The sequence below is a fragment of the Candidatus Tisiphia endosymbiont of Ceraclea dissimilis genome (assembly GCF_964030735.1).
Taxonomy (GTDB): domain Bacteria; phylum Pseudomonadota; class Alphaproteobacteria; order Rickettsiales; family Rickettsiaceae; genus Tisiphia.
The window spans coordinates 929,756-951,198 of the sequence record NZ_OZ034917.1; the positions used below are offsets into that span (position 1 = coordinate 929,756).

Annotated in this window: 18 protein-coding genes, 1 tRNA gene and 2 pseudogenes; 13 read left to right on the forward strand and 8 right to left on the reverse strand. The window is 32.5% G+C overall.

Annotation, left to right across the window (positions count from 1 at the left end; translation table 11 throughout):
• Positions 1 to 48 precede the first annotated feature (48 nt).
• A pseudogene (locus ACQH1V_RS04560) lies at positions 49 to 810 on the forward strand (IS110 family transposase); the annotation flags it as partial.
• A 20-nt stretch (positions 811 to 830) separates the two neighbouring features.
• Here the strand turns inward: ACQH1V_RS04560 and ACQH1V_RS04565 are convergent.
• Positions 831 to 1,583, reverse strand: a complete 753-nt coding sequence (locus ACQH1V_RS04565) for an IS5 family transposase (protein ID WP_425360879.1) — start codon at positions 1,581 to 1,583, stop codon at positions 831 to 833.
• Positions 1,584 to 1,691: 108 nt separating this feature from the next.
• Between ACQH1V_RS04565 and ACQH1V_RS04570 the strand changes: the two are divergent.
• From ACQH1V_RS04570 to ACQH1V_RS04580, 3 genes and pseudogenes are all read left to right on the forward strand, one after another.
• A pseudogene (locus ACQH1V_RS04570) lies at positions 1,692 to 1,979 on the forward strand (transposase); the annotation flags it as partial.
• Positions 1,980 to 2,134: 155 nt separating this feature from the next.
• The gene (locus ACQH1V_RS04575) at positions 2,135 to 2,485 is read left to right on the forward strand and encodes an IS630 transposase-related protein (RefSeq protein WP_425360020.1); all 351 of its coding nucleotides are present in this window, start codon (positions 2,135 to 2,137) and stop codon (positions 2,483 to 2,485) included.
• Positions 2,470 to 2,988 (forward strand): IS630 family transposase, encoded by a 519-nt coding sequence (locus ACQH1V_RS04580; protein ID WP_425360021.1) that lies wholly within the window; start codon positions 2,470 to 2,472, stop codon positions 2,986 to 2,988. Before ACQH1V_RS04575 ends, ACQH1V_RS04580 begins: the two co-directional genes overlap by 16 nt.
• Before the next feature lie 260 nt (positions 2,989 to 3,248).
• Here the strand turns inward: ACQH1V_RS04580 and lon are convergent, their stop codons facing one another.
• Complete coding sequence (gene lon, locus ACQH1V_RS04585) at positions 3,249 to 5,588, reverse strand: endopeptidase La (RefSeq protein WP_425360022.1); 2,340 nt, start codon at positions 5,586 to 5,588, stop codon at positions 3,249 to 3,251.
• A gap of 92 nt (positions 5,589 to 5,680) precedes the next feature.
• Between lon and ACQH1V_RS04590 the strand changes: the two genes are divergently transcribed.
• Together ACQH1V_RS04590 and ACQH1V_RS04595 are read left to right on the forward strand one after the other, a co-directional pair.
• Positions 5,681 to 6,676 carry a serine/threonine dehydratase gene (locus tag ACQH1V_RS04590; RefSeq protein WP_094649641.1) on the forward strand — a complete coding sequence of 332 codons (996 nt, stop codon included), beginning with the start codon at positions 5,681 to 5,683 and terminating at the stop codon, positions 6,674 to 6,676.
• A 1,292-nt stretch (positions 6,677 to 7,968) separates the two neighbouring features.
• A complete protein-coding gene (locus ACQH1V_RS04595; RefSeq protein WP_425360023.1) occupies positions 7,969 to 9,408 on the forward strand; it encodes an adenosine deaminase family protein in 1,440 nt (479 codons plus the stop codon).
• A gap of 48 nt (positions 9,409 to 9,456) precedes the next feature.
• On the opposite strand, the gene nuoF is transcribed toward ACQH1V_RS04595, so the two are convergent.
• The 5 genes from nuoF to ACQH1V_RS04620 form a co-directional block, all read right to left on the reverse strand.
• Positions 9,457 to 10,722 carry an NADH-quinone oxidoreductase subunit NuoF gene (gene nuoF / locus ACQH1V_RS04600; protein WP_425360024.1) on the reverse strand — a complete coding sequence of 422 codons (1,266 nt, stop codon included), beginning with the start codon at positions 10,720 to 10,722 and terminating at the stop codon, positions 9,457 to 9,459.
• A gap of 258 nt (positions 10,723 to 10,980) precedes the next feature.
• On the reverse strand, positions 10,981 to 13,359 hold the full coding sequence (locus tag ACQH1V_RS04605) for an N-6 DNA methylase (protein WP_425360025.1): 2,379 nt from the start codon (positions 13,357 to 13,359) through the stop codon (positions 10,981 to 10,983).
• 177 nt (positions 13,360 to 13,536) lie between these two features.
• Complete coding sequence (locus tag ACQH1V_RS04610) at positions 13,537 to 14,211, reverse strand: TIGR02281 family clan AA aspartic protease (protein ID WP_425360880.1); 675 nt, start codon at positions 14,209 to 14,211, stop codon at positions 13,537 to 13,539.
• Between the two features lie 26 nt (positions 14,212 to 14,237).
• The gene (locus ACQH1V_RS04615; RefSeq protein WP_094649421.1) at positions 14,238 to 14,960 is read right to left on the reverse strand and encodes an amino acid ABC transporter ATP-binding protein; all 723 of its coding nucleotides are present in this window, start codon (positions 14,958 to 14,960) and stop codon (positions 14,238 to 14,240) included.
• Between the two features lies 1 nt (position 14,961).
• Positions 14,962 to 15,708 carry an MBL fold metallo-hydrolase gene (locus ACQH1V_RS04620; protein WP_425360026.1) on the reverse strand — a complete coding sequence of 249 codons (747 nt, stop codon included), beginning with the start codon at positions 15,706 to 15,708 and terminating at the stop codon, positions 14,962 to 14,964.
• A 39-nt stretch (positions 15,709 to 15,747) separates the two neighbouring features.
• Between ACQH1V_RS04620 and ACQH1V_RS04625 the strand changes: the two genes are divergently transcribed.
• Both ACQH1V_RS04625 and ACQH1V_RS04630 read left to right on the forward strand, forming a co-directional pair.
• Positions 15,748 to 16,389: a phosphatase PAP2 family protein gene (locus tag ACQH1V_RS04625; protein ID WP_341749269.1), complete on the forward strand. Its 642-nt coding sequence runs from the start codon at positions 15,748 to 15,750 to the stop codon at positions 16,387 to 16,389.
• Between the two features lie 286 nt (positions 16,390 to 16,675).
• Positions 16,676 to 16,963, forward strand: a complete 288-nt coding sequence (locus ACQH1V_RS04630) for a hypothetical protein (protein WP_341749268.1) — start codon at positions 16,676 to 16,678, stop codon at positions 16,961 to 16,963.
• A 292-nt stretch (positions 16,964 to 17,255) separates the two neighbouring features.
• Here the strand turns inward: ACQH1V_RS04630 and grxD are convergent, their stop codons facing one another.
• Complete coding sequence (gene grxD / locus ACQH1V_RS04635; RefSeq protein ID WP_094649425.1) at positions 17,256 to 17,582, reverse strand: Grx4 family monothiol glutaredoxin; 327 nt, start codon at positions 17,580 to 17,582, stop codon at positions 17,256 to 17,258.
• Positions 17,583 to 17,633: 51 nt separating this feature from the next.
• Here grxD and nth point away from each other — a divergent pair, with 51 nt between their 5' ends.
• The 5 genes from nth (at position 17,634) to ACQH1V_RS04660 (ending at position 21,438) form a co-directional block, all read left to right on the forward strand.
• On the forward strand, positions 17,634 to 18,272 hold the full coding sequence (nth, locus tag ACQH1V_RS04640; protein WP_094649426.1) for an endonuclease III: 639 nt from the start codon (positions 17,634 to 17,636) through the stop codon (positions 18,270 to 18,272).
• A gap of 45 nt (positions 18,273 to 18,317) precedes the next feature.
• Positions 18,318 to 18,405, forward strand: a tRNA-Ser gene (locus tag ACQH1V_RS04645).
• A 200-nt stretch (positions 18,406 to 18,605) separates the two neighbouring features.
• Positions 18,606 to 19,106 (forward strand): Fe-S protein assembly co-chaperone HscB, encoded by a 501-nt coding sequence (hscB, locus tag ACQH1V_RS04650; RefSeq protein ID WP_425360027.1) that lies wholly within the window; start codon positions 18,606 to 18,608, stop codon positions 19,104 to 19,106.
• Complete coding sequence (locus tag ACQH1V_RS04655) at positions 19,097 to 21,079, forward strand: Hsp70 family protein (RefSeq protein WP_425360028.1); 1,983 nt, start codon at positions 19,097 to 19,099, stop codon at positions 21,077 to 21,079. The genes hscB and ACQH1V_RS04655 overlap by 10 nt, the downstream gene beginning before the upstream one ends.
• 26 nt (positions 21,080 to 21,105) lie before the next feature.
• The gene (locus ACQH1V_RS04660) at positions 21,106 to 21,438 is read left to right on the forward strand and encodes a ferredoxin family 2Fe-2S iron-sulfur cluster binding protein (protein WP_094649120.1); all 333 of its coding nucleotides are present in this window, start codon (positions 21,106 to 21,108) and stop codon (positions 21,436 to 21,438) included.
• Positions 21,439 to 21,443 lie beyond the last annotated feature (5 nt).

The window sequence follows — 21,443 nt, forward strand, 5'->3', positions numbered from 1 at the left end:
ATCTTCTAGGATAGGAAATGAATCCTAAACAACAATAAGGAGGCCCATATGGAAGTTACCACAATTGGTATAGATATTGCAAAAAGAATTTTTCAAATTCACGGTGTAGATAAAAATGGTAAGACAATATTAAAGAAAAAATTAATGAGAGAGCAGGTTCTAACTTTTATGGCTAACGTACCAAAGTGTCTAGTAGGCATGGAAGCTTGCGGTGGAGCTAGCTATTGGGCAAGAGAATTAACAAAATTAGGTCATACTGTAAAACTAATAGCTCCACAATTTGTTAAGCCTTATGTTAAAACTAATAAAAATGATCAAGCAGATAGCGAAGCAATATGTGAGGCAGTAGCAAGACCTAATATGAGGTTTGTGCCTATCAAAACTGTAGAGCAACAAGATATTTTATTTATTCATAGGGTAAGGCAACGATTGGTAAAAAATCGTACTGCACTTGCTAATGAGATCAGGGGATTATTACATGAATTTGGTTTTGTTATACCGCAAGGAATCAATAAGATTATGACAAAATTAACTGAAATTTTAGATGAAGAGGGTTTAAGCCAGCTAAGTTATCGAACGTTTAGTGAGTTAAAAGAAGAATTTCTAGAGAATGATAAAAAAATAAAAGAATTAGAACAAAGATTAAAAATTATAGCTAGCCAGTATAGTAATCACCAACAACTAATGACGATACCAGGTATAGGGTTAATTACTGCTACAGCCTTAATAGCGTCAATAGGTAATGCTAGTTGTTTTGAAAATGGTAGGCAATTATCAGCATGGCTAGGATTAGTACCAAGGCAACATTCTAGGTTCTGTTGACAAAATTTTTAACGTAACCATATTAAAGCTCCAACAAAATTTAGAAAGGCTAAAAAGGTGGCTGGGGCTTTATCAAACCTAGAAAATATACGCCTAAAATGTTTGATTTTACCAAAGAAACATTCAATTAAATGGCGTTCTTTATAAATATGTTTATCATATTCACGTTGTACTTTACGATTAGATTTTGGTGGGATAACAACCTCGCACCCCTTATTTTCTAAGCTTTCTACAAACGCACTACTATCATATCCTTTATCACCTATCACCGTCGTATTCTGAACATCTTTAGTAAGATTTTCAGCCTGAGTGATATCATTTCTTTGCCCAGCAGTTAGTATAAACTTCAGTGGGTTACCCAATGCATCAACGAGGGCATGAATTTTAGTACTAAAACCACCTTTGCTTCTACCTAAAGCTGCTTCCTCTTGATTACCTTTAATATATCCAGATGAGCAAGCATGTGCTCTTACAATAGTTGCATCAATCATCATTGATTCCATATCTACATCTACTTTAACATGATCCATTAAAGCTTCCCATATACCTTTGTCAACCCATCTCTTAAATCTGCGATAAACACTGTACCAACAACCATAATAATCAGGCAGAAGACGCCATTGACAACCTGTTCTAGCAATAAACCATATTGCTTCAATAAATTGTCTTATTTTTTCCTCATTCTTGTTGTGTATAGCTTTTTTTTTCTTAAAAAATGATAAAATTGCTTCCCATGCTTGGTCTTCTATGTAATACTTCATATCGGTAGTTTCTTGGTTTCGATAACTAGAAACTACCATTTCTTCTTACTATTGCAACTTCTTTATTCTACTCTGATAACTTAACATAAAATTTTGTCAACAGAACCTAGTGGTGGCAAAGATAAGTTGCTTGGCATTAGTAAAAGAGGTGATATATATTTACGCACTTTGTTGATTCAAGGAGCAAGAGCAGTACTGAATAGTAAAATAAGATTTACCACGGAAGAGCAAAAATCTAAAAAAGATTATAGCAAGTTTACCGAGTGGATGTTTAATTTATCTGAACGAAATGGGCATAATAAAACAACTGTTGCAGTAGCTAACAAACTAGCAAGGGTGGTGTTTGCGGTACTCAGTTCAGGCAATGATTATACCGAGAGTAAAGTTTGTAGCTAAAGAATTGGTACAAACTAGTTGTTGACGAGAGAATATTATAGGTAAATAGAAATTTAATAGATTCTAATCCGGAATATGCGAAAGAATGATAATATTGATGGTATAGTTAAACCCGTTGAATTAGATGACATTATATGGTATAAATAAGAGAAAAAATGTCAACAAGCCCATATAGTAAAGATTTAAGAAAAAAAGTAATAAGTTATATAGAAAAAGGTAATAGTCAAAGAGCGGCTGCCAAGATATTCGATATACATAAAAATACAATTAGTCGCTGGAACGTAAGGAAGAGAAAGGAAGGAACGATATTAGCAAAAGCTAGAGTAGGTTTTAAAAGTAAAGTTGATAAGCAAAAGTTAGCAAATTTTGTAAGAAATAATCCAAATATGAGATTACAAGATATTGGTAAAGAGTTTGGAATTGCGAGGTCTCAAACTGGAAGGATATTAAAACAGCTAGGTTTTAGTTATAAAAAAAAACCTTTACCTACATGGAGTCAAGTGTAGACAGACGAGCTGAATATTTAGAAGAGATCAATAAATATGATAAAGGGCAAATAGTGCATATTGATGAAAGCGGTATAGATACAGGTATTTGCCAAGATAGAGGCTGGAGTAAAACAGGAGAATTACTGATTGGAAAGAAGAGTGGGAAACACTATCAAAGAACTAATATCATAGCTGGCTTGGTAAACAATCAATCAATAGCTCCTTTTGTTTTTAATGGAACGTGCAATACAGAGTTATTTAATAATTGGGTTGAGAAGTTTTTAATTAAAGAGTTAAAAGCAGGACAAGTTGTAGTGATGGATAATGCTAGTTTCCATAAATCAAAGAAAACAAAGGAATTAATAGAATCAGTTGGTTGCAAGCTTATTTTTTTACCGCCATATTCACCAGACTTAAATCCCATAGAGAAGTTTTGGGCTAATATGAAACGATGGATTAAAAATAAGGTAACAGAAACCAGCAAATTATTTGAAATTATTACTATGTTCTTTGTCACCTAATTTTATGGGTTTAACTATAAATAAGACGAACCTTAGCTTACGAGAAAACTGAAATAGTCAATGGCTCGTTAGAAGTCGATGAAATGATAAGTATAAGTTTGTAAGCCAGCGAATTCCATCAGGGCTATAGGGTAATTTTAAGGTAATTTATTAACTATAAGCCGGATACATGACTGCATTCGATTTTTTTGCTGTTATATATTATTTTTTTCTTGCATTATCGGGTAAGTCCATACATGACTATATAATCATACCTATTTTTAGTTAGTAACTGTAAAATTATTATTGACCAAAGCTAATTTTAGCACTTCATCTACAGTTGATACTGATAAAATTTCTAAACTCTTTTTTATATTCGGTGGAATATCTTCTAAGTCTTTAACGTTATCTTGAGGTATTATCACCGTTTGTATACCACCTCGGCTGGCAGCTAATAATTTTTCTTTTAGCCCCCCAATTGGTAATACTGCCCCCCTTAGGGTGATTTCTCCAGTCATTGCTACAGTTCTGTTTACCGGTATTTTGGTCATAAGTGAAACAATAGTGGTAAATATTGCACATCCAGCAGATGGACCATCTTTTGGAATCGCTCCAGCCGGTACGTGCAAATGGATATCAAGATCTTTATAATCTTCGTATTTTAATCCAAAACTACTAGCTCTAGAGCGAAAACAGCTATAGGCTGCTTGAGCAGATTCTTTCATTACATCCCCAAGTTTACCAGTAGTTTTAATGTCTCCTTTGCCATGAAATGACAAAGCTTCAATGGTAAGTAATTCTCCGCCAACTTCTGTATAAGCAAGTCCCGTAGTACTACCTATTTGATCTTCTTTTTCAGCTAGACCAAAATTATATTTCCTAACTCCTAAATATTCTTCAAGATTAGCAGATGATATTGATATGTTTTTTATTTTTTTGTTACTCAAAATTCTTTGCAATACTTTTCTTGTAACAGAGCCAATTTCTCTCTCAAGCGATCTTACTCCTGATTCTTTGGTATAATATCTGATTAATTCTAAAATTGCTCCATCATCAATAGTGAGTTCATTTTTCTTCATTTCATGCATTTTCAATTGCTTTGGTATTAAGTAGTTTTTGGCAATTTGTAATTTTTCTTCTTCAACATAACCAGAAATGTTAATGATCTCCATACGATCAATTAGAGCTCTGGGCAGATTATAAGAATTAGCTGTTGCAATAAACATTACCTCTGATAAATCATATTCTACTTCTAAATAATGATCAACGAAATGACTGTTTTGTTCAGGGTCTAAGACTTCAAGTAATGCAGAAGCTGGATCACCTCGAAAATCAGAACCCATTTTATCAATTTCATCTAATAACATAACGGGGTTATTAGTTTTAACTTTTTTTATTAAATTTATAATTTTTCCTGGCATAGAACCAAGATATGTTTTTCGATGTCCCCTAATCTCCGATTCATCTCTAATACCGCCAAGAGCAAATTTAGTATATTTCCTACCCATCGCTTCAGCAATGGATTTGACCAATGAGGTTTTTCCAACTCCTGGTGGACCGATTAAGCATAATATAGGTCCTTTAATTTTTTTAGAACGTTGTAACACTGCTAAATATTCAATAACACGCTCTTTGACTTTCTCAAGACCAAAGTGATCACGATCCAAAATTTCTCTAGTTTTATTTATATCAGTTTTATTATTATCAAATTTCCCCCATGGCATGGCTAATAATGTATCAAGGTAATTACGAACAACTGATGATTCACCTGACATTTGATTCATAAGCTTTAGCTTTTTCAGTTCTGCTTCAGCTTTTTCTTTTGCTTCTTTTGAAAGTTTTAAGGTTTTAATCTTTTTTTCTATATCAGAGAAATCAGATTTATCATGTTCGAGTTCTTTTTGTATAGCTTTCATTTGTTCGTGCAAGTAATAATCACGCTGAGTTTTCTCAATTTGTTTTTTTACTCGCAATTGTAAAGCTTGCTCTGCATCTATTTGAGCCATACTAGATGTTAATGTATCTATTATAGTTTTAATTCGTGATTGAGGTTTGGTCTCCTCTAACAAAGTTTGTTTTATTATTAATGGTACAGTCAAATAAGAAGCTAGTACATTAGTGACATAACTAAAATCTGTTGGATTTTTTGCTATTTCACCAGTTATCGTTTCTATTATTTCTGGATTAATTTTTTTATGAGTCTTAGTATATTTTGTAAATAACTCAATAACATTTGCTGTGGAAACTTTTAAAGATTCTACATCAATTACCTCTTCATCATGTAGTATGCTATATTCAGCTTCAAATATCTCTTTATTAGTGATGTTATGTAGGGTAACCTTATCGATTGCTTCAACTAGAATTTTGGCATTATTCTGTAACCTTACTGTTTGTATAATTTTAGCAATTACTCCTGTAGAATGGAGATCTTGAATATCCGGAGTATCTTGATCTTGTTGTTTTTGTAATACTAATAATATATATCTATTATTATCTATAATTTTAGTGTCAAATAAGGCTTTTAGAGACTTAGTCCTACCGACAAATACAGGAGCAACCATACCGGGAAAGATCACCATGTCTTTTAATGCGATTAGGGGCAATTTTTCTTTATTTGTCATATTAAAAAACCTTAAGAAATTTATATACTAAAGAGGATAGTAACTATATAATATCGCCTTACTATGATTTCAAGCTACATTTAGTTTTATATATGCCTTCATCACCTCAATCTTCCAATATCATATCAATAGCAAGCAATAGGGTAAAACAATATCTTCATTTGACCCCAATAGTTCAATCTGAAATTTTAGATAAAATGCTCGGTCATGAAATTTTCTTTAAAATAGACTCGTTACAAAAAACCGGAGCATTCAAGGTTAGAGGGGTATTAAACCACTTATTAGAGTTACAAGAACAAAATTGTTTACCAAATAAAGTTGTTGCATATAGTACAGGTAATCATGGAATTGGTCTTGCTTGGGTAGCAAAAACCCTTAACCTTAATGCAAGAATTTATTTACCAGAAAATACCTCTCCAATTAAACAACAAACAGCAAAATATTATGGAGCAGAGGTTATACTAACTAAAACTAGACAAATGGCAGAAGATAAAGCAAAGAGTGACATAGAAAATGATTTTTACTATTTGCATCCTTCCGATAGTGATTCTAGTATAGCTGGGGCTGGTACGATGTGTTATGAAGCATTGCAACAACTAGGATTCAGTCCAGATGCCATTTTTGCTTCTTGTGGAGGTGGGGGGTTGCTTTCAGGATCATATTTAGCGAAAGAATTACTCTCTCCATCCAGCTTGCTGATAGGTTCAGAGCCGCTTAATGCTAACGATGCTTTCTTATCGATTAAGCAAGGTTCGATATATAGGTTTACTGATTCACCAAGTACTGTAGCAGATGGTTTGCGTACTTTAGCAGTTTCATCACGTACATTTAATTATCTAAATAAACTCGATGATTTCTTTCTTGCTGATGAACATTCTATATATTATTGGACCGCTTGGTTGGTTCATTTGCTACGAATTGCCTGTGAACCATCATGTGCTTTAAATATGGTTGGAGTAGTAAATTGGTTAAAGAAACAGTCAAAACCTAAGAAAGTTTTAGTGCTTATATCAGGTGGGAACATTGATCCTATTATTTATCAGGAGCTTTGGAAGGGAGAATATCTTTCTAATTTACCTAAGTCTTAGTACTATAGTTGTAAATTAACTCATGTATGGATCTACCCAATAATGCAAGAAAAAAAATAATACTTGACAGAAAAAAAGCAAATGCAGTCATGTATTCAACTTGAAGCACAACAAAGTGCTTCAGCCCTGATGGAATTCTCTAACTTACGAACTTTAACATAATCACCTTAACGGCTTCTTTTGAGCCTGTGAGTTAAACAGTTTTTTCGTAAGCTAAGGTTTGTCTTATTTACCATCAATATTATCATCTCTCGCATATTCCTTGGTAAGAATTCCTTACTTTATTATTTTATTCCAGCTATGATTTTTTTTTAATTTAAACCTTAATTTAATTAAAAAAATCATTTAGCCATCATAAATTAATAATTAATATTAAACTTTTAATAACATACTTTTATTTCACTGTATGATTGATCATTTCGCAATACTGCGAATACTACTCTTGCTAATTTATTTGCCACTGCTACTACACTAGTATTATAACCTCGTCTCTCTTGCAGCTTGAACATCCAATCTGTAAACCTACTTTTGTTACCTTCTTCTATTTTATCTAATTTCTTAGTTCTTAATACCCTAGCTGTAAAAACAGAACGAGCTCCATGGATTAATAAATTATGTCATTGCGAGACCACTACGTGGTCGTGGCAATCCACATTTATTAGATTGCTTCGTCGCTACTAAAGTAGCTTCTCGCAATGACGCCAAGCTATTTTCTATATGACTTTTAAATGCCATGCGTAAGGTGAGTAATATAATCAGCTTCTTATCAATTGACATATTTATTCGTAACAAAAAGCTTATCTGTACTTTGTTTTTATAAGCGAGTACAGCGTAATGAACATTGTTTGCACACGAATGTCCCAAAGCACATTAATTCATGATATTTTCAAAAAAAACAATCCTTGAAAGACGTAGGATGTGAAATTATTACACTTTTAAGCAAATTCATTAAAATATAGTTTGCATTGAAAACTAATTATGTTATAAAGCGTGTGTTTTAAAAAGAAACATGTTATAACCCCGCCTATTTCTGCATTAATTAAAGAAAATTCGAATATATAGTCAATTCAGGGGAATTGGGTAGCAGGAACGATGGAGCGACGCCTATAAGTAATAGGTGAGCATTGAGAGCGACGACGTCACCAACTTCTCATCAATTGACTATAGTTTTTGGTTATTCGATGCATGCATGTAGGAGAAACAATATATGATAAATAATGTTAAATTTCATAAAATCCATAATTTCACTAAGACTCATTACTCCACTATTATTAATTTGTAGTATATTTAATATGCAAACTCACGCAGACACTGTAAAAACAAATGAAAATAATCATTATCTCATTACACGTGATTATTACAATAGTTTAATCACCTCTAATGCTCTTCCTATAGCAGAGCTTGGTATGTTGGTAAATATATTGCCCAAGGGTGGTGATATTCATCATCATTTTATCGGTGCTATTTATGCTGAAACTTTATTAGATTATGTTAAGAAGGAGGGATTTTGTATTGATCCTAACAGTTATGAAATTCTTAAAAAACCTACGAAAAAATGTATGACTGTAGATGAGATACGTGCTGATATACACAAATATAATCAGCTCGTGTCACTTTGGTCAATAGAAAATTTTAACAATCATTATCACAAACAATTATCACCAGATGCCAGATTTTTTGATTGTTTTAACTATTTTGGTTGGTTAGAAGACTATATTATTAAAGATGGTTTGATAGATTTGAAGAATAGGGCAGAAGCAGAAAATGTGCAATATATAGAAACTATATTTCCTTTTGCTCCTATTAGTACAAACGTTGCTTTAGATGAGATTAATAAGTTAACAAGTAATACAGATGATCTTGCTATTAATCAGGTTTTAGCAAAAGCTATGTTATTATTAGAGCAGGATAAAGTTATAAACCAAGCTATTACTCACTATTCAACAATAGTAACAGATGCCTCGAAAGATATTGACAATGATCACTTTACTCTGCGGTTTCAACCATATGTATTCCGTGAAAGTAAGCCATCTATGGTATTTTCTGGTTTGTATTCAGCCTTTTCTTTAGCACAAAATAATCCTAAAATAGTTGGGGTGAATATAGTCGGTACAGAAAACTCAGTTGTTGCGATCAAAGATTATATATTACATATGAAAATGTTTCGTTTTCTTAAACAAAAATTTTCTAATGTTAAATTATCTTTGCATGCTGGTGAATTAGCATTAGGGCTAGTTCCTCCAGAAGGGCTACGTCATCATATTTGGGATGCCATATTGATAGCCGGGGCAAATCGTATTGGTCATGGAGTAGGTATTATGCATGAATCTAATCCTCACCAACTAATAAGAACATTAGTGGAAAAGAATATACCTATTGAAATTAATTTAAGTAGTAATGAATTTATTTTAGGAGTTGTAGGTGATGACCATCCTATCAAGCTATATATGCGTTATGGGGTGCCAATCGTAATCTGCACTGATGATGCAGGAGTATTACGCAATAATTTAACTCAAGAATATTTATTATTTATTAGTCGTTATAAGCCATCTTATGATCAATTAAAACAAGTCGTCTATAATAGTATTAAATATTCTTTCTTAACGGAAGAGGAAAAGAAAAAACAACTTAATTTGCTTGATAAAAAGTTTATTCTTTTTGAAGAAAATATAGCTTTTCATAGTAAAGCGTTTATCGATATATCCAAAAATATAAAAAAGAATAATATTTGATAAAAAAGAAAGCAGATGCAGTCATGAATCAACTATATCTAAAAGTTTTCACATTTTTTTTGAATATATCCTCTCTTCAATCTCGTGACGAAAATGACGGATTAAACCTTGAATAGGCCAAGCAGAGGCATCTCCAAGACCGCAAATAGTACGCCCCTCGATCATTTTAGTCACGTCTAACAATTGATCTATTTCTTCTATTTTTGCCTGACCTCGTACTAATCTCATCATAATTCGCCACATCCACCCTGTGCCTTCTCTGCATGGGCTACACTGACCACAAGATTCATGCATGTAGAATTTACTAAGCCTGGCAATAGCATAAATAATATCCGTAGAATTATCCATAACAATAATTCCACCAGTCCCAAGAGCCGAGCCAGCTAATTTCAAACTATCAAAATCCATTGCCAAATCTTCACATAGTGACTTTGGTAACAATGGTACTGACGAACCACCTGGAATAATAGCTTTCAGATTATCCCAACCACCACGTACACCTCCAGCATATTTTTCTATCAATTCCTTTAAAGGTATGCCCATAGCTTCTTCAACATTACATGGTCTATTTACGTGACCAGAAATACAGAAAATTTTCGTGCCGGTACTGTTAGGCTTTCCGATTGAAGCAAACCAATCCCCCCCACGTCTAAGTATAGTAGGTACAACGGCAATTGACTCAACATTATTAATAGTTGTTGGACAACCATATAAGCCGAAATTAGCTGGAAATGGTGGTTTCAGTCTAGGAAATCCCTTGTTACCCTCTAAACTCTCGAGTAGAGCTGTTTCCTCGCCGCAAATATATGCCCCAGCCCCTCTATGCAAATAAATATCAAGTTTATACCCAGTACCACAAGCATTATCACCTATAAAACCAGCATCATAAGCTTCATCTATAGCCCGTTGCACATTGGATGCTTCGTTATAAAATTCACCACGAATATATATATAGCAAGTATGTGCGTTAATAGCAAAACTGGCAAGCAAACAGCCTTCAAGCAATTTGTGCGGCTCATGTCTTAAAATATCACGATCCTTGCATGTACCAGGCTCTGATTCATCAGCATTAACTACTAAATAGCTAGGTTTCGGGTGTTCTTTAGGCATAAACGACCATTTGAGACCAGTTGGAAATCCAGCACCGCTCCGTCCTCGCAAACCTGATTTTTTTATTTCATCAATTATCCATTCTCTACCTCTAATAATAAAATCTTTTGTATTATCCCAATCTCCACGTTGCTTGCTACTTATTATATCATATTTTTTCTGTCCACTAAGATTAGAAAAAATTTTATTGCTAGTTTGTAACATAATTTACTCTTAGAATATCTACAAATGAGAGTATAGATGAAGGTAAATAATTGTGAAGAATAAATTTAGGGGTTTTTATCAGGATAGTTTAAAAGTCGTAATTTTAAGCCACCAAGATCCAAATTTATTATTTGTACTGTTAATTATAATATAAAGACTATTTATATCCACTTTCTTTAGTTTAATATTATTATTAAGTTTAAAGTAGTAGTCAACTTACATTTTTCCAACCAATCCTCAAGGACAATTATACTTAATTCATAAATTAGGTAAAATTTTATGTATAGATTCTTTTAGGTTATTTTTAATTTTCTGAAATTCTTCCGTGATATTATTTAGTTTACTTATTTTTTCTAGAAATTCTTTCATTTCATTTTTTTTAAGTAATGGTATGTGTATATTACAAAGCTGCTCATAAGTTAAGTTTGCCCTAACAGCTCCATACTTTGTATCATATTTGCCAATAATGGCTAAATAATATTTTGATTTTAAAACATGTAATAAATATTCGGATGGTAGAGTATCTTGGAATTTTTTTAAAACTCTAAATACGATATAGATACCACTTACATATCCACCATTTAACTCCTCAGAAACTAAACCTAAAGAGCCAACGTTAATCCTATGCGGATTATATACCAAATCTCCAGCTTGAACTTGCTTGTATTTTTGGTTTATGTCCTCACCTTTTAAAATTTCATTGTCAAAAATACCAATACTATTACTTACCCCTAAAATTCTAAAATCTGTAATTGGCTGTAAAGACGGTTCTATTTTTTCTGTTATCTCCTCAATATAATCACCAAGTTTTATAATATCACCTTTTAAATTAGCAAAAATATCTAAATAATCATAAATCCATAAACTATAGCTATTCTTGGCTATTTCAGTTGATGGTATTATGGCAGATTCAATCTCTGCAACAGCCTTTTTATTATTGAAAGCATCAAGTGCAACTGGTAAATCATTATCCTTAATTGGCTTCTTTCTTGAACCAAGTTCATGACCAACCGCATTAATTGCAAAAAAGAACGTGTCTGAGATCTTTCTGTTTTTCTCGAAATATATAATACTTGTTTTTGTTGGGGTGTAAGGTTCAAAAAGCTTTCTTGGCAATGAAACAATAGAAACATTTGATGAGTTATTAAAAATATACTCTCTCACCTTTCCAACATTGCCCCCATCTGAAACAAAGTTTTCTTTTACAAGTAAACAGCCTCTACCACCTAGTTTTAAAGCTTCAAAGCAATGCAAAGGACAAATAGCGTCACCATTATTTGATTGAATGGGATATAAATACCCAAACCTTGTTTGTTGCGAATATGGTGGATTTGTAATTACAATATCATATTTTTGATTTACATAATCAGAAAGGGTGTCTTGTTTCTTGATATTACTATGTCCGTCTCCAAACAAAATCATATTCATTTTTGCAATTCTTGCATTAATAGTAATCTCAGAACCGTAAATTGTTTTTTTCCTTAGAATATTTTGCATCTCGTCGTTAAACGAAGTTCTGATTTTTAAATATCTAAATGCTTCAATTAAAAATCCTCCTGTGCCACAAAAAGGGTCATAAATGGTTTCGCCAATTTTAGGATTAACCATACTTATCATTGTTCTTACAATGTTTCTAGGTGTAAAATATTCGCCTAAATCTTTAATTTTGATGCCTTGGTAAGCATTTTTTAAAAAATATTCAAAAGCATCACCATTCACATCACTATCTGAAGCTGTGAGGTTAAGTTTTGAAAGCTCACAAATAATTTCTTCAAAAATATCAGGGGAATTAATAGGGAACGCTTCGCTAAAAATATCACCATACTTCTTGTTAATCTTAATCCACACAACATCTTTCACATATTGATACAACTCGTTTCCTTTTTTCTGAGAAAAGGAACTCCATCTAAGATACTCATCTAACTTATTTTCTTCACCTCCCAACGTCTTTAGAACGGAAATTTCATCAAGAATTTTTAAAAACAAAATATCAGAAAATGCCCCAAATCTGTCAAGCCCTGCTTGCAATCCATCCTCTCTTAGTAAATTAGCCGCACTTTTAAAGATCCTAATAAGTTCGTCTCTTGAATGCTGAATGAAATTTACCGCAGATAGTATTTCAGAGCCCTCATTAACAAATCTGAGTGCCGTATGGTGATTTATAAATTGCCTTACATCTTCCCCGTCAATTTTAAGATTACGCCCATTATACAAATATTGGGTTTCAATATAACTTCCATTATAAGCAAATATAAGCGGCGTATTTAGTGGTTTAGCATACAAATTCAATGCTTGGTGCATTGCTAATTGTATACTTTCATTTGGTTTTTTTGCCTCAATTATTATTATTGGTTCGTTACTTCCTTCCTTGTATAGTACAAAGTCAGGTATTTTACCGTTAAGTAATTCTTTTTGTTTGGTAAGTTTCACTCTTTGTTGATAAACGTTACATCTTGGGTCTTTTTCATCGACAATCCAACCAAGATTAGCAAGTTGAACCAGGATATCATGCGTTACAGATGCTTCTAATCTTTTAGTATACATAAAGAATATTCCAATTTTACAAAAAAGCTTGTTGTACCAACAAATTAAATATATCGTAATTATCTCTGTTATTATATCTAAAACAGAACTCATTAACGTATTTTTGTAAGTATTGTGGTGTATAGTCAATTGATAAGAAGTTGGTGACGTCGTCGCTCAATGCTCGCCTATTACTTATAGGCGTCGCTCCATCGTTCCTAGCCCCAAATTCTCCTGAATTAACTATACATCGCTAGAGACTGCCTGCAATCTCCTAGTTTTTGAATAGCTTCACCAACTTAAAATTAACATATCTCGATCTATTCTGAAACTTTTAAAACGCTCTAATACTGACATACCTAGTAGTGATATATCGAGACCACCAGTACCTATATGAGCTTCAATATTTCTAAAGAAAGCTCTGTTATCAATTACTACACTATCTAATTTCACGGGGGCGGCTGTACTAGTACCATTAGCCGTCGAGTAAATTCTAGTGTAATGTAGTTTTGATAAGTCAAACCCTAGCATTTTAGCATCATTAGTAGTAAGGGCAACATCACTTGCTCCGGTATCAATCATAAATTTAATTTTTACTCCATTTACCAATATGTCAATGTAAAAATGTCCGTCGCTACTACGGCTAATCACTAATTCTCCTTGTTTATTGACCCAATTATATGATGGTATTAGTACGGATACGACTCGTTGTGTGGTATAATTTAATTCAAATCTGAAAGCGTAACCAATAATTATGATCAAAAAAATTAGCCCCCAAATTAATAGCTGAATAGAGACGATCTTTATCCCCTTTTGATTAAAGGAATTATAAACGATACTGATAATAATCAAAATCATTACAAAGCAAGATATACTTTTCTGGCTACTCCAAGAGAATCCAGTAAATTGTGCATCTACCAATTTACGTATCAAGAAGGTAATGACCATACTAATACATAAAAGCATTGTTAATTTTATAAGACTCTTATTGCTCACATTAAGTCACCTATATTCTCTAAAAATAATCTTGCTCTATGAGATTTTGGCTTTTCAAAAAATTCTGCGGCTGGCTGATCGGCTAGAACTTGCCCGTGATTCATAAAAATTATCCTATCCGCTATCGCTTTGGCAAATTTGATATGGTGAGTAACAACAATCATCGTCATTTGACTTTTTAATAAAGAGATAATTTCAATAATATCTTTAATATTTTCAGGGTCTAAAGCTGAAGTAGGCTCGTCAAATAACATTACCTCTGGATCCATCATTAAGGCTCGACAAATGGCTACTCGCTGTTTTTGTCCTCCAGATAGATTGATAGGAAAAGCAGTAACTTTTTGTTTTAAACCAAATTGCTCTAATAATTTCTCCGCCTTAGAAATGGCAGTCATCTGCTGCATTTTCAAAATATTAACAGGAGCATATATTAAATTATCCTGAACATTTAAGTGTGGGAAAAGATTAAAAGATTGGAAAACCATACCAATTTTAAGGCAAAGCTTCCTTTTATTCTTTTGAGTTAACTTTTTGTTATCAATAAACACTTGTCCAGTAGTAGGTATTTCTAACGCATTAATAATTCGTAATAAAGTGGATTTACCACTACCAGAAGAACCTATAATCGCTATAGTTTCCTTTTTTTTGAACTCAAGACTAACATCTTTAACAGCATAAATTTTACTATATTTTTTTGAAACCTTATCAACTACTATCATACTAAACTATAAATTTGTAACCATCATATAGAGGTTTTATATTGCTTGGCAATATTTTTGATATCTCGTGATAATCAATAAAATGATTCATATTAGTTAATAATATTTGTTGCGGTTTGTATTCATATTCCCACTGTAGGATTTTATCTAATCCTGCATGGCAATCATTAGATTCGTATGCCATACAATCTAATATCCACACTTTGATATTTCTTAAGAATGGTTTGGATTCTGCCGGAAAATCTACCACATCATTAGAATATACAAAATCATCCACTCTAATACCTAAACTATCTATAGGACCATGATGCTGTCTAAAAAATTGTACCTCTATAGTGTCAATTTTAAATTTTGCAAAAAAATCTACCGGTCTTGCAATCAGTCTATCCGGAGCAAACAAGTGTTGGTGATAATTCTCAGTTCTCAATGCTGTAGCATTATCAGTAAAAATTTCTAAAGGTCTTTTCTGAAAGAATGGAAATACACGTAGATCATCAATACCGTTAACATGATCTGCATGATAATGGGTTAATATAGCACTGCCCACTTTTTTAATATTTTCTCGTAGTAATTGTCCTTTAATGTCGAAACCAAAATCAACAAGAATTTGACTATTACCATCATCCATATATATTGACGATCTAGTTCTTTTATTATAACTTGAAGTTGAGGTGCATGTACTGCAATCACAATTAACTACCGGTAGACCAAACGATGATCCACATCCTAGTACTGTTATTTCTAGCATAATATTATTTACTTAAACCAAATAAAATTAAAATTGAAAATGTTTGAACTTTTATATAATTTCCAAGGCCTTAATCAAGAAATATTCTTGTGGATCAATGGCATAACTAACCATTTTAGCATAATAGCTTATATTCTACAAATTATCTCTTATTGTTTTAATATTACCAACTTTGCTATCGCTTATTTGATATATTGTATATATTTTTACACTCAGCTAAAAAAGATTCAAGATTTTAATCATCGTCAGAGCAAATTTTGGGCTATATATAATAAAATGGTAATGATTGGTATAATTTATACGATATTCGGTTGTATTTATGCTCTACTTAAGTTTTCGGTTAATCTACCTAGACCATTTTGCTCATTGCCTATTAATAGTTTTGTAACAATTGCTAATATTGAACTTGAAAGATGTTTGTCTAGTTTTCCAAGCAGTCATTCTGGGTTAGCATTATTGGTTGCCTACTGTATTTGGTCATATATAACAATCAGACAAAAAATTATAGCCATTTTGATTGTTATTTTAGTGGCGATATCACGTATTACTCTTGCTATGCACTACCCAGCTGATATTATTTATAGTTTCCTTATCACCATAATAATTATCATACTTGGCAGAATAGTTTTTAGAATTTTTGCCAATAACTTAATAAAATGGCTAGGAGGCTGTCTGCAATAACTAATTAATTTACTCACCTTACGCATAAACCCCATGACAATTTAAAAATTCTAGAAAAGTACAAAACGCTATTAGCGAGACCACTACGTGGTCGTGGCAATCCACATTCATTAGATTGCTTCGTCGCTACTAAAGTAGCTCCTCGCAATGACGCCAAGCTATTTTCTATATGACTTTTAAATACCATGCGTAAGGTAATGGTATGGATCTACCCTATATACAGAATGAATATTAATGGTTATCCTTCTAGATTTAATATATTAAAACAACAATAGGGAGACCCAAAATGGAATATAACACAATAGGAATAGATTTAGCAAAAAATATTTTTCATCTTCATGCAGTAGATAAATATGGAGCTCGTTCTGTTTTTACAGCTAGGGTATTAAGAACTAAGAAATTAGATAAAATAGAAGAAGGTAACAAAAGTAGGTTTACAGATTGGATGTTCAAGCTGCAAGAGAGACGAGGTTATAATACTAGTGTAGTAGCAGTGGCAAATAAATTAGCAAGAGTAGTATTCGCAGTATTGCGAAATGATCAATCATACAGTGAAATAAAAGTATGTTATTAAAAGTTTAATATTAATTATTAATTTATGATGGCTAAATGATTTTTTTAATTAAATTAAGGTTTAAATTAAAAAAAAATCATAGCTGGAATAAAATAATAAAGTAAGGAATTCTTACCAAGGAATATGCGAGAGATGATAATATTGATGGTAAATAAGACAAAGTAAGTTAGCGAATTCCATCAGGGCTGAAGCACTTTGTTGTGCTTCAAGTCGAATACATGACTGCATTTGCTTTTTTTCTGTCAAGTATTATTTTTTTTTTCTTGCATTATTGGGTAGATCCATACATGAGTTATATTATATGTTTATCTTTTAATAATGTAACAAGATCACCATTTTCATACATTTCACGTACTATATCACAGCCACCTATAAATTCTCCTTTTATATAAAGCTGTGGTATGGTAGGCCAATCAGTGAAGGATTTGATATCCTCACGTAAGCTAAGACTGGTCAAAACATTAATATCACGAAATTCTATACCAAGTTTTTTTAAGATAGAAACAACGGTAGCAGAAAAATTACATTGAGGAAAATTACTAGTGCCTTTCATAAACAACACAACATCGTTATTAGCAATTTCATTTCTTATAAAATCAAAATTTTTATTCTCTAACATCCTCAAACCTGATAAAAATTATGACTTCTTTTTACTCTTAAATGTTATATTATGCAAGCTCAAATAGTTGATAAAATCTTTGAAATTTTAAGCCAGAATAATTCTAATCCCCGAACAGAACTAGAATATGTTAATAATTTCACTCTATTAATAGCTGTGGTATTATCCGCACAAGCAACTGATATTTCGGTTAATAAAGCAACAAGATTTTTGTTTAAAGAATATAATACACCGGAAAAAATATTAGAACTCGGGGAAGAAGGATTAAAAAATTATATAAGATCAATAGGTTTATTTATAACCAAAGCAAAAAATATTGTTGCACTTTCTCGTATTTTGATAGATAAGTATGATAGCAAAGTGCCAAACAATTTTGACGAATTAATTAAATTACCTGGTGTTGGAAGAAAAACTGCCAATGTAGTATTGAATTGCTTATTTGGTAAATCAACTATGGCAGTTGATACACATGTATTCAGAGTTTCTAGAAGATTAGGGTTGGCAAGTAGTGATACCCCCCAAAAAGTGGAATTTGAATTAGTTGAAATTATTGATGCAAAATGGTTACAATATGCTCATCACTGGCTGATATTACTTGGTAGGTATATCTGTAAAGCACGAGTACCCAATTGTTCCGTTTGCCCAGTTAAAGAATATTGTGAATATTATGCTAACAATTTTCTGAAGTAATAAATTATTAGTTTTATAGCTGTGGCTGAATTTGTATAGAGTTATGGAGAGGTGGCCGAGTGGTTTAAGGCGCTCGCCTGGAAAGCGTGTTCACGGTAACGTGTCAGGGGTTCGAATCCCCTCCTCTCCGCCATTCGGCACAATTTGCTACTTTTTGCAATGCCTAATCAGAAAATCAATAATCATTTACAACTAATATATAATTTTTTATAGTTTAATCGCTAAGCCGTTATAAATAATGACGTCACCAACTTCTCCTAAACTATACGTGGTTTGACAATTATTAACCCACTAATATAGTCAATTCAGGAGAATTTAGGGCTAGGAGCGATTATGAACAATTATTTTGAGTTATTAGGCATAGAAAAAAAATATGATATTGAATTGTCTGATCTGGATCGTCAATATTTCGCTATGCAGTTAAAATATCATCCGGATAGAACTAACTCTAACACCGAAAAGCAAAAAAATTTGGCTATCTCTATTGAGCTAAATAAGGCTTATTCAACACTTAAAGACGATTTAGCACGAGCTGAGTATCTTCTCTTGTTAAACAATATAGTTTTGGATGACCTAACGGTTAGGCAAGGTATTTCAAAGGAACAATTGAATGTTGTGTGGAGTGAATTAGAGTTTGTCGAAACTACTGAAGACTTAACAAAGTTAGAACATATGCTAAATAACAAGATTCTTGAAAAGCAACAACTTACTAAATCTCTAACTACTGCATTCCAAAATCAAAATATGCAAGATGTCGTTGATAGTACTATAAGATTTAAATATCTTAAAAACTTAATTAATAATATTCAGCTAAAAATCAAATCATGCAAATAATAGAAATTAGTGAGGCTGGCTCTTCCCAGCATAAAGAAAATGATAAGAACATAGCCGTTGGCATTGATTTCGGTACAACAAACTCATTAATTGCTTTGTCAAATCAACAAGTGGTACAAATTATCACAAATGATCAAGATTTAGAACTTATCCCATCAGTGATAGCCTTCCATGGTGAAAGCTTTATTGTGGGTAATCATGATATAATCGATAATCTTCGCTCTATAAAAAGGCTCTTCGGTAAGAAACTATCCGATATACAAAATAACCCGACACTTTTTGCTTTAGTGAAAGATTATATTGACCTAGATAGTGAAATATTACGGCTGCAATTTGCTGGAAAATTGATGACTGTTCCGGAAATTGCCGCCCAAATCTTTCTCTATTTAAGGCAACAAGCTACTGAAAGATTAAACTCAGAAGTTAAAAAAGCGGTAATAACTGTACCGGCACATTTTAACGATGCTGCTAGAGGAGAAGTAATGCTGGCAGCAAAAATTGCTGGATTTGAGGTATTACGGTTAATTGCAGAACCAACAGCAGCAGCCTATGCGTATGGTTTCAATAAAGAAAGCAGAGGGTGTTATTTAGTATATGATTTAGGGGGAGGAACTTTTGATGTATCAATTCTCAATATGCAAACCGGCGTACTTCAGGTTATTGCCACTGGCGGAGATAATATTTTAGGCGGTGATGATATTGATCACTTAGTGATGAAGTATTTTTGTGATAAATATAAATTAGTAGCATCTAACGAATTAATAAAATTAGCAAAAAAAGTTAAAGAAACACTTAGTGTACAAAATAAATGTAGTATTATAGATAATCCGACTAGTATTGCTCCCAATTTACAAACGTCATTGCGAGGAGATACTTTAGTAGCGACGAAGCAATCCATAAAAGTAACCAAAAATGGATTGCCTCGTTTGGGCTTCGCCCCTCCTCGCAATGACACCAGTTTGTTACGGATAAATGCTAATCGGGTTAGCTATATATATGAAGAAAAGATGTTGGAGTTAGATATAGAAAATTTTGAGAGGTTAATAACACCATTAGTAGAACGTACCATAGCTATTACTAAAGATACGCTAGAACAGGCAAAGACCCCTGATATTTCAGGTATTATCCTGGTTGGTGGTTCAACTCGTATACCGTTAATTAGTAAGAGTTTAAGGCAAACATTTAATACTATTATTTTTTCAGATATTAACCCAGATAAGGCGGTAGTATGGGGTGCGGCTCTGCAAGCAGAGAACCTAACTTCTGCAAATATTAATTCCTTATTAATCGATGTAGTGCCTTTGTCACTTGGTATTGAACTAAATGGAGGAATTACTGAAAAAATTATTCTGCGTAATAGCCCTATACCGATATCGGTTACTAAGGAGTTTACCAATTATGTGGATAACCAAACTTCTATGAAGCTACATGTGGTACAGGGGGAGAGAGAAATGGTAGAGGATTGTCGGTCACTTGCAAAATTTGAACTAAAATTGCCACTAATGAAAGCAGGGGGAGTTAGGATAGAAGTAACATTTTCTATTGATGCAGATGGCATTTTGTCAGTGTCAGCTCTAGAAAAAAATAGTAATATCTCACATAACATTGAAATAAAACCAAGTTATGGTTTAAATGAAAGTGAGATTACCGAGATTTTAGAAAATGCTTATCAAAATGCGGCTAGTGATCATAATAAGAAATTGTTACAAGAAACAATTATTAACACAAAATCTTTGCTTTATAATATAGAAAATGCTATTAGAGAGATGCCAAATCTTCTTGCAAAAAATGAAATGGAAAAAATTAATATGGCAATTAAAACTCTAAAAGAAGCAATAGACTCAAATGATCGTGATTACATTATAGAATGTAGCAAAAATTTTGAGAGTATAACAGAGCATTTTCTTGCCGAAAGATTAAATAGCACGGTGGAAGACTTACTTAAAGGTAAGCATATTAATGAAATAAACTAAAGTGAATTGAAGATGGATGATAACTAATGCCTAAAGTAATTTTTGTTGTAGATAAAGATGGGACAGAGAAAATAGTGGACGCCCCTATAGGATTGTCTATTTTGGAAATTGCTCATCAAAACGATATTGATCTTGAAGGTGCATGCGAAGGCTCTCTAGCATGTGCTACTTGCCATGTTATTTTAGATGAGGAATTTTATCACAAATTAAAAAGTCCTTCCGAGGCAGAAGAAGATATGCTTGACTTAGCATTTGGTCTTACTCATACTTCAAGACTTGGTTGTCAGATTATTGTTACTGAAGATCTTGACGGTATAAGGGTTCGCTTACCATCTGCTACCCGTAATATTAATTTATAATTGAG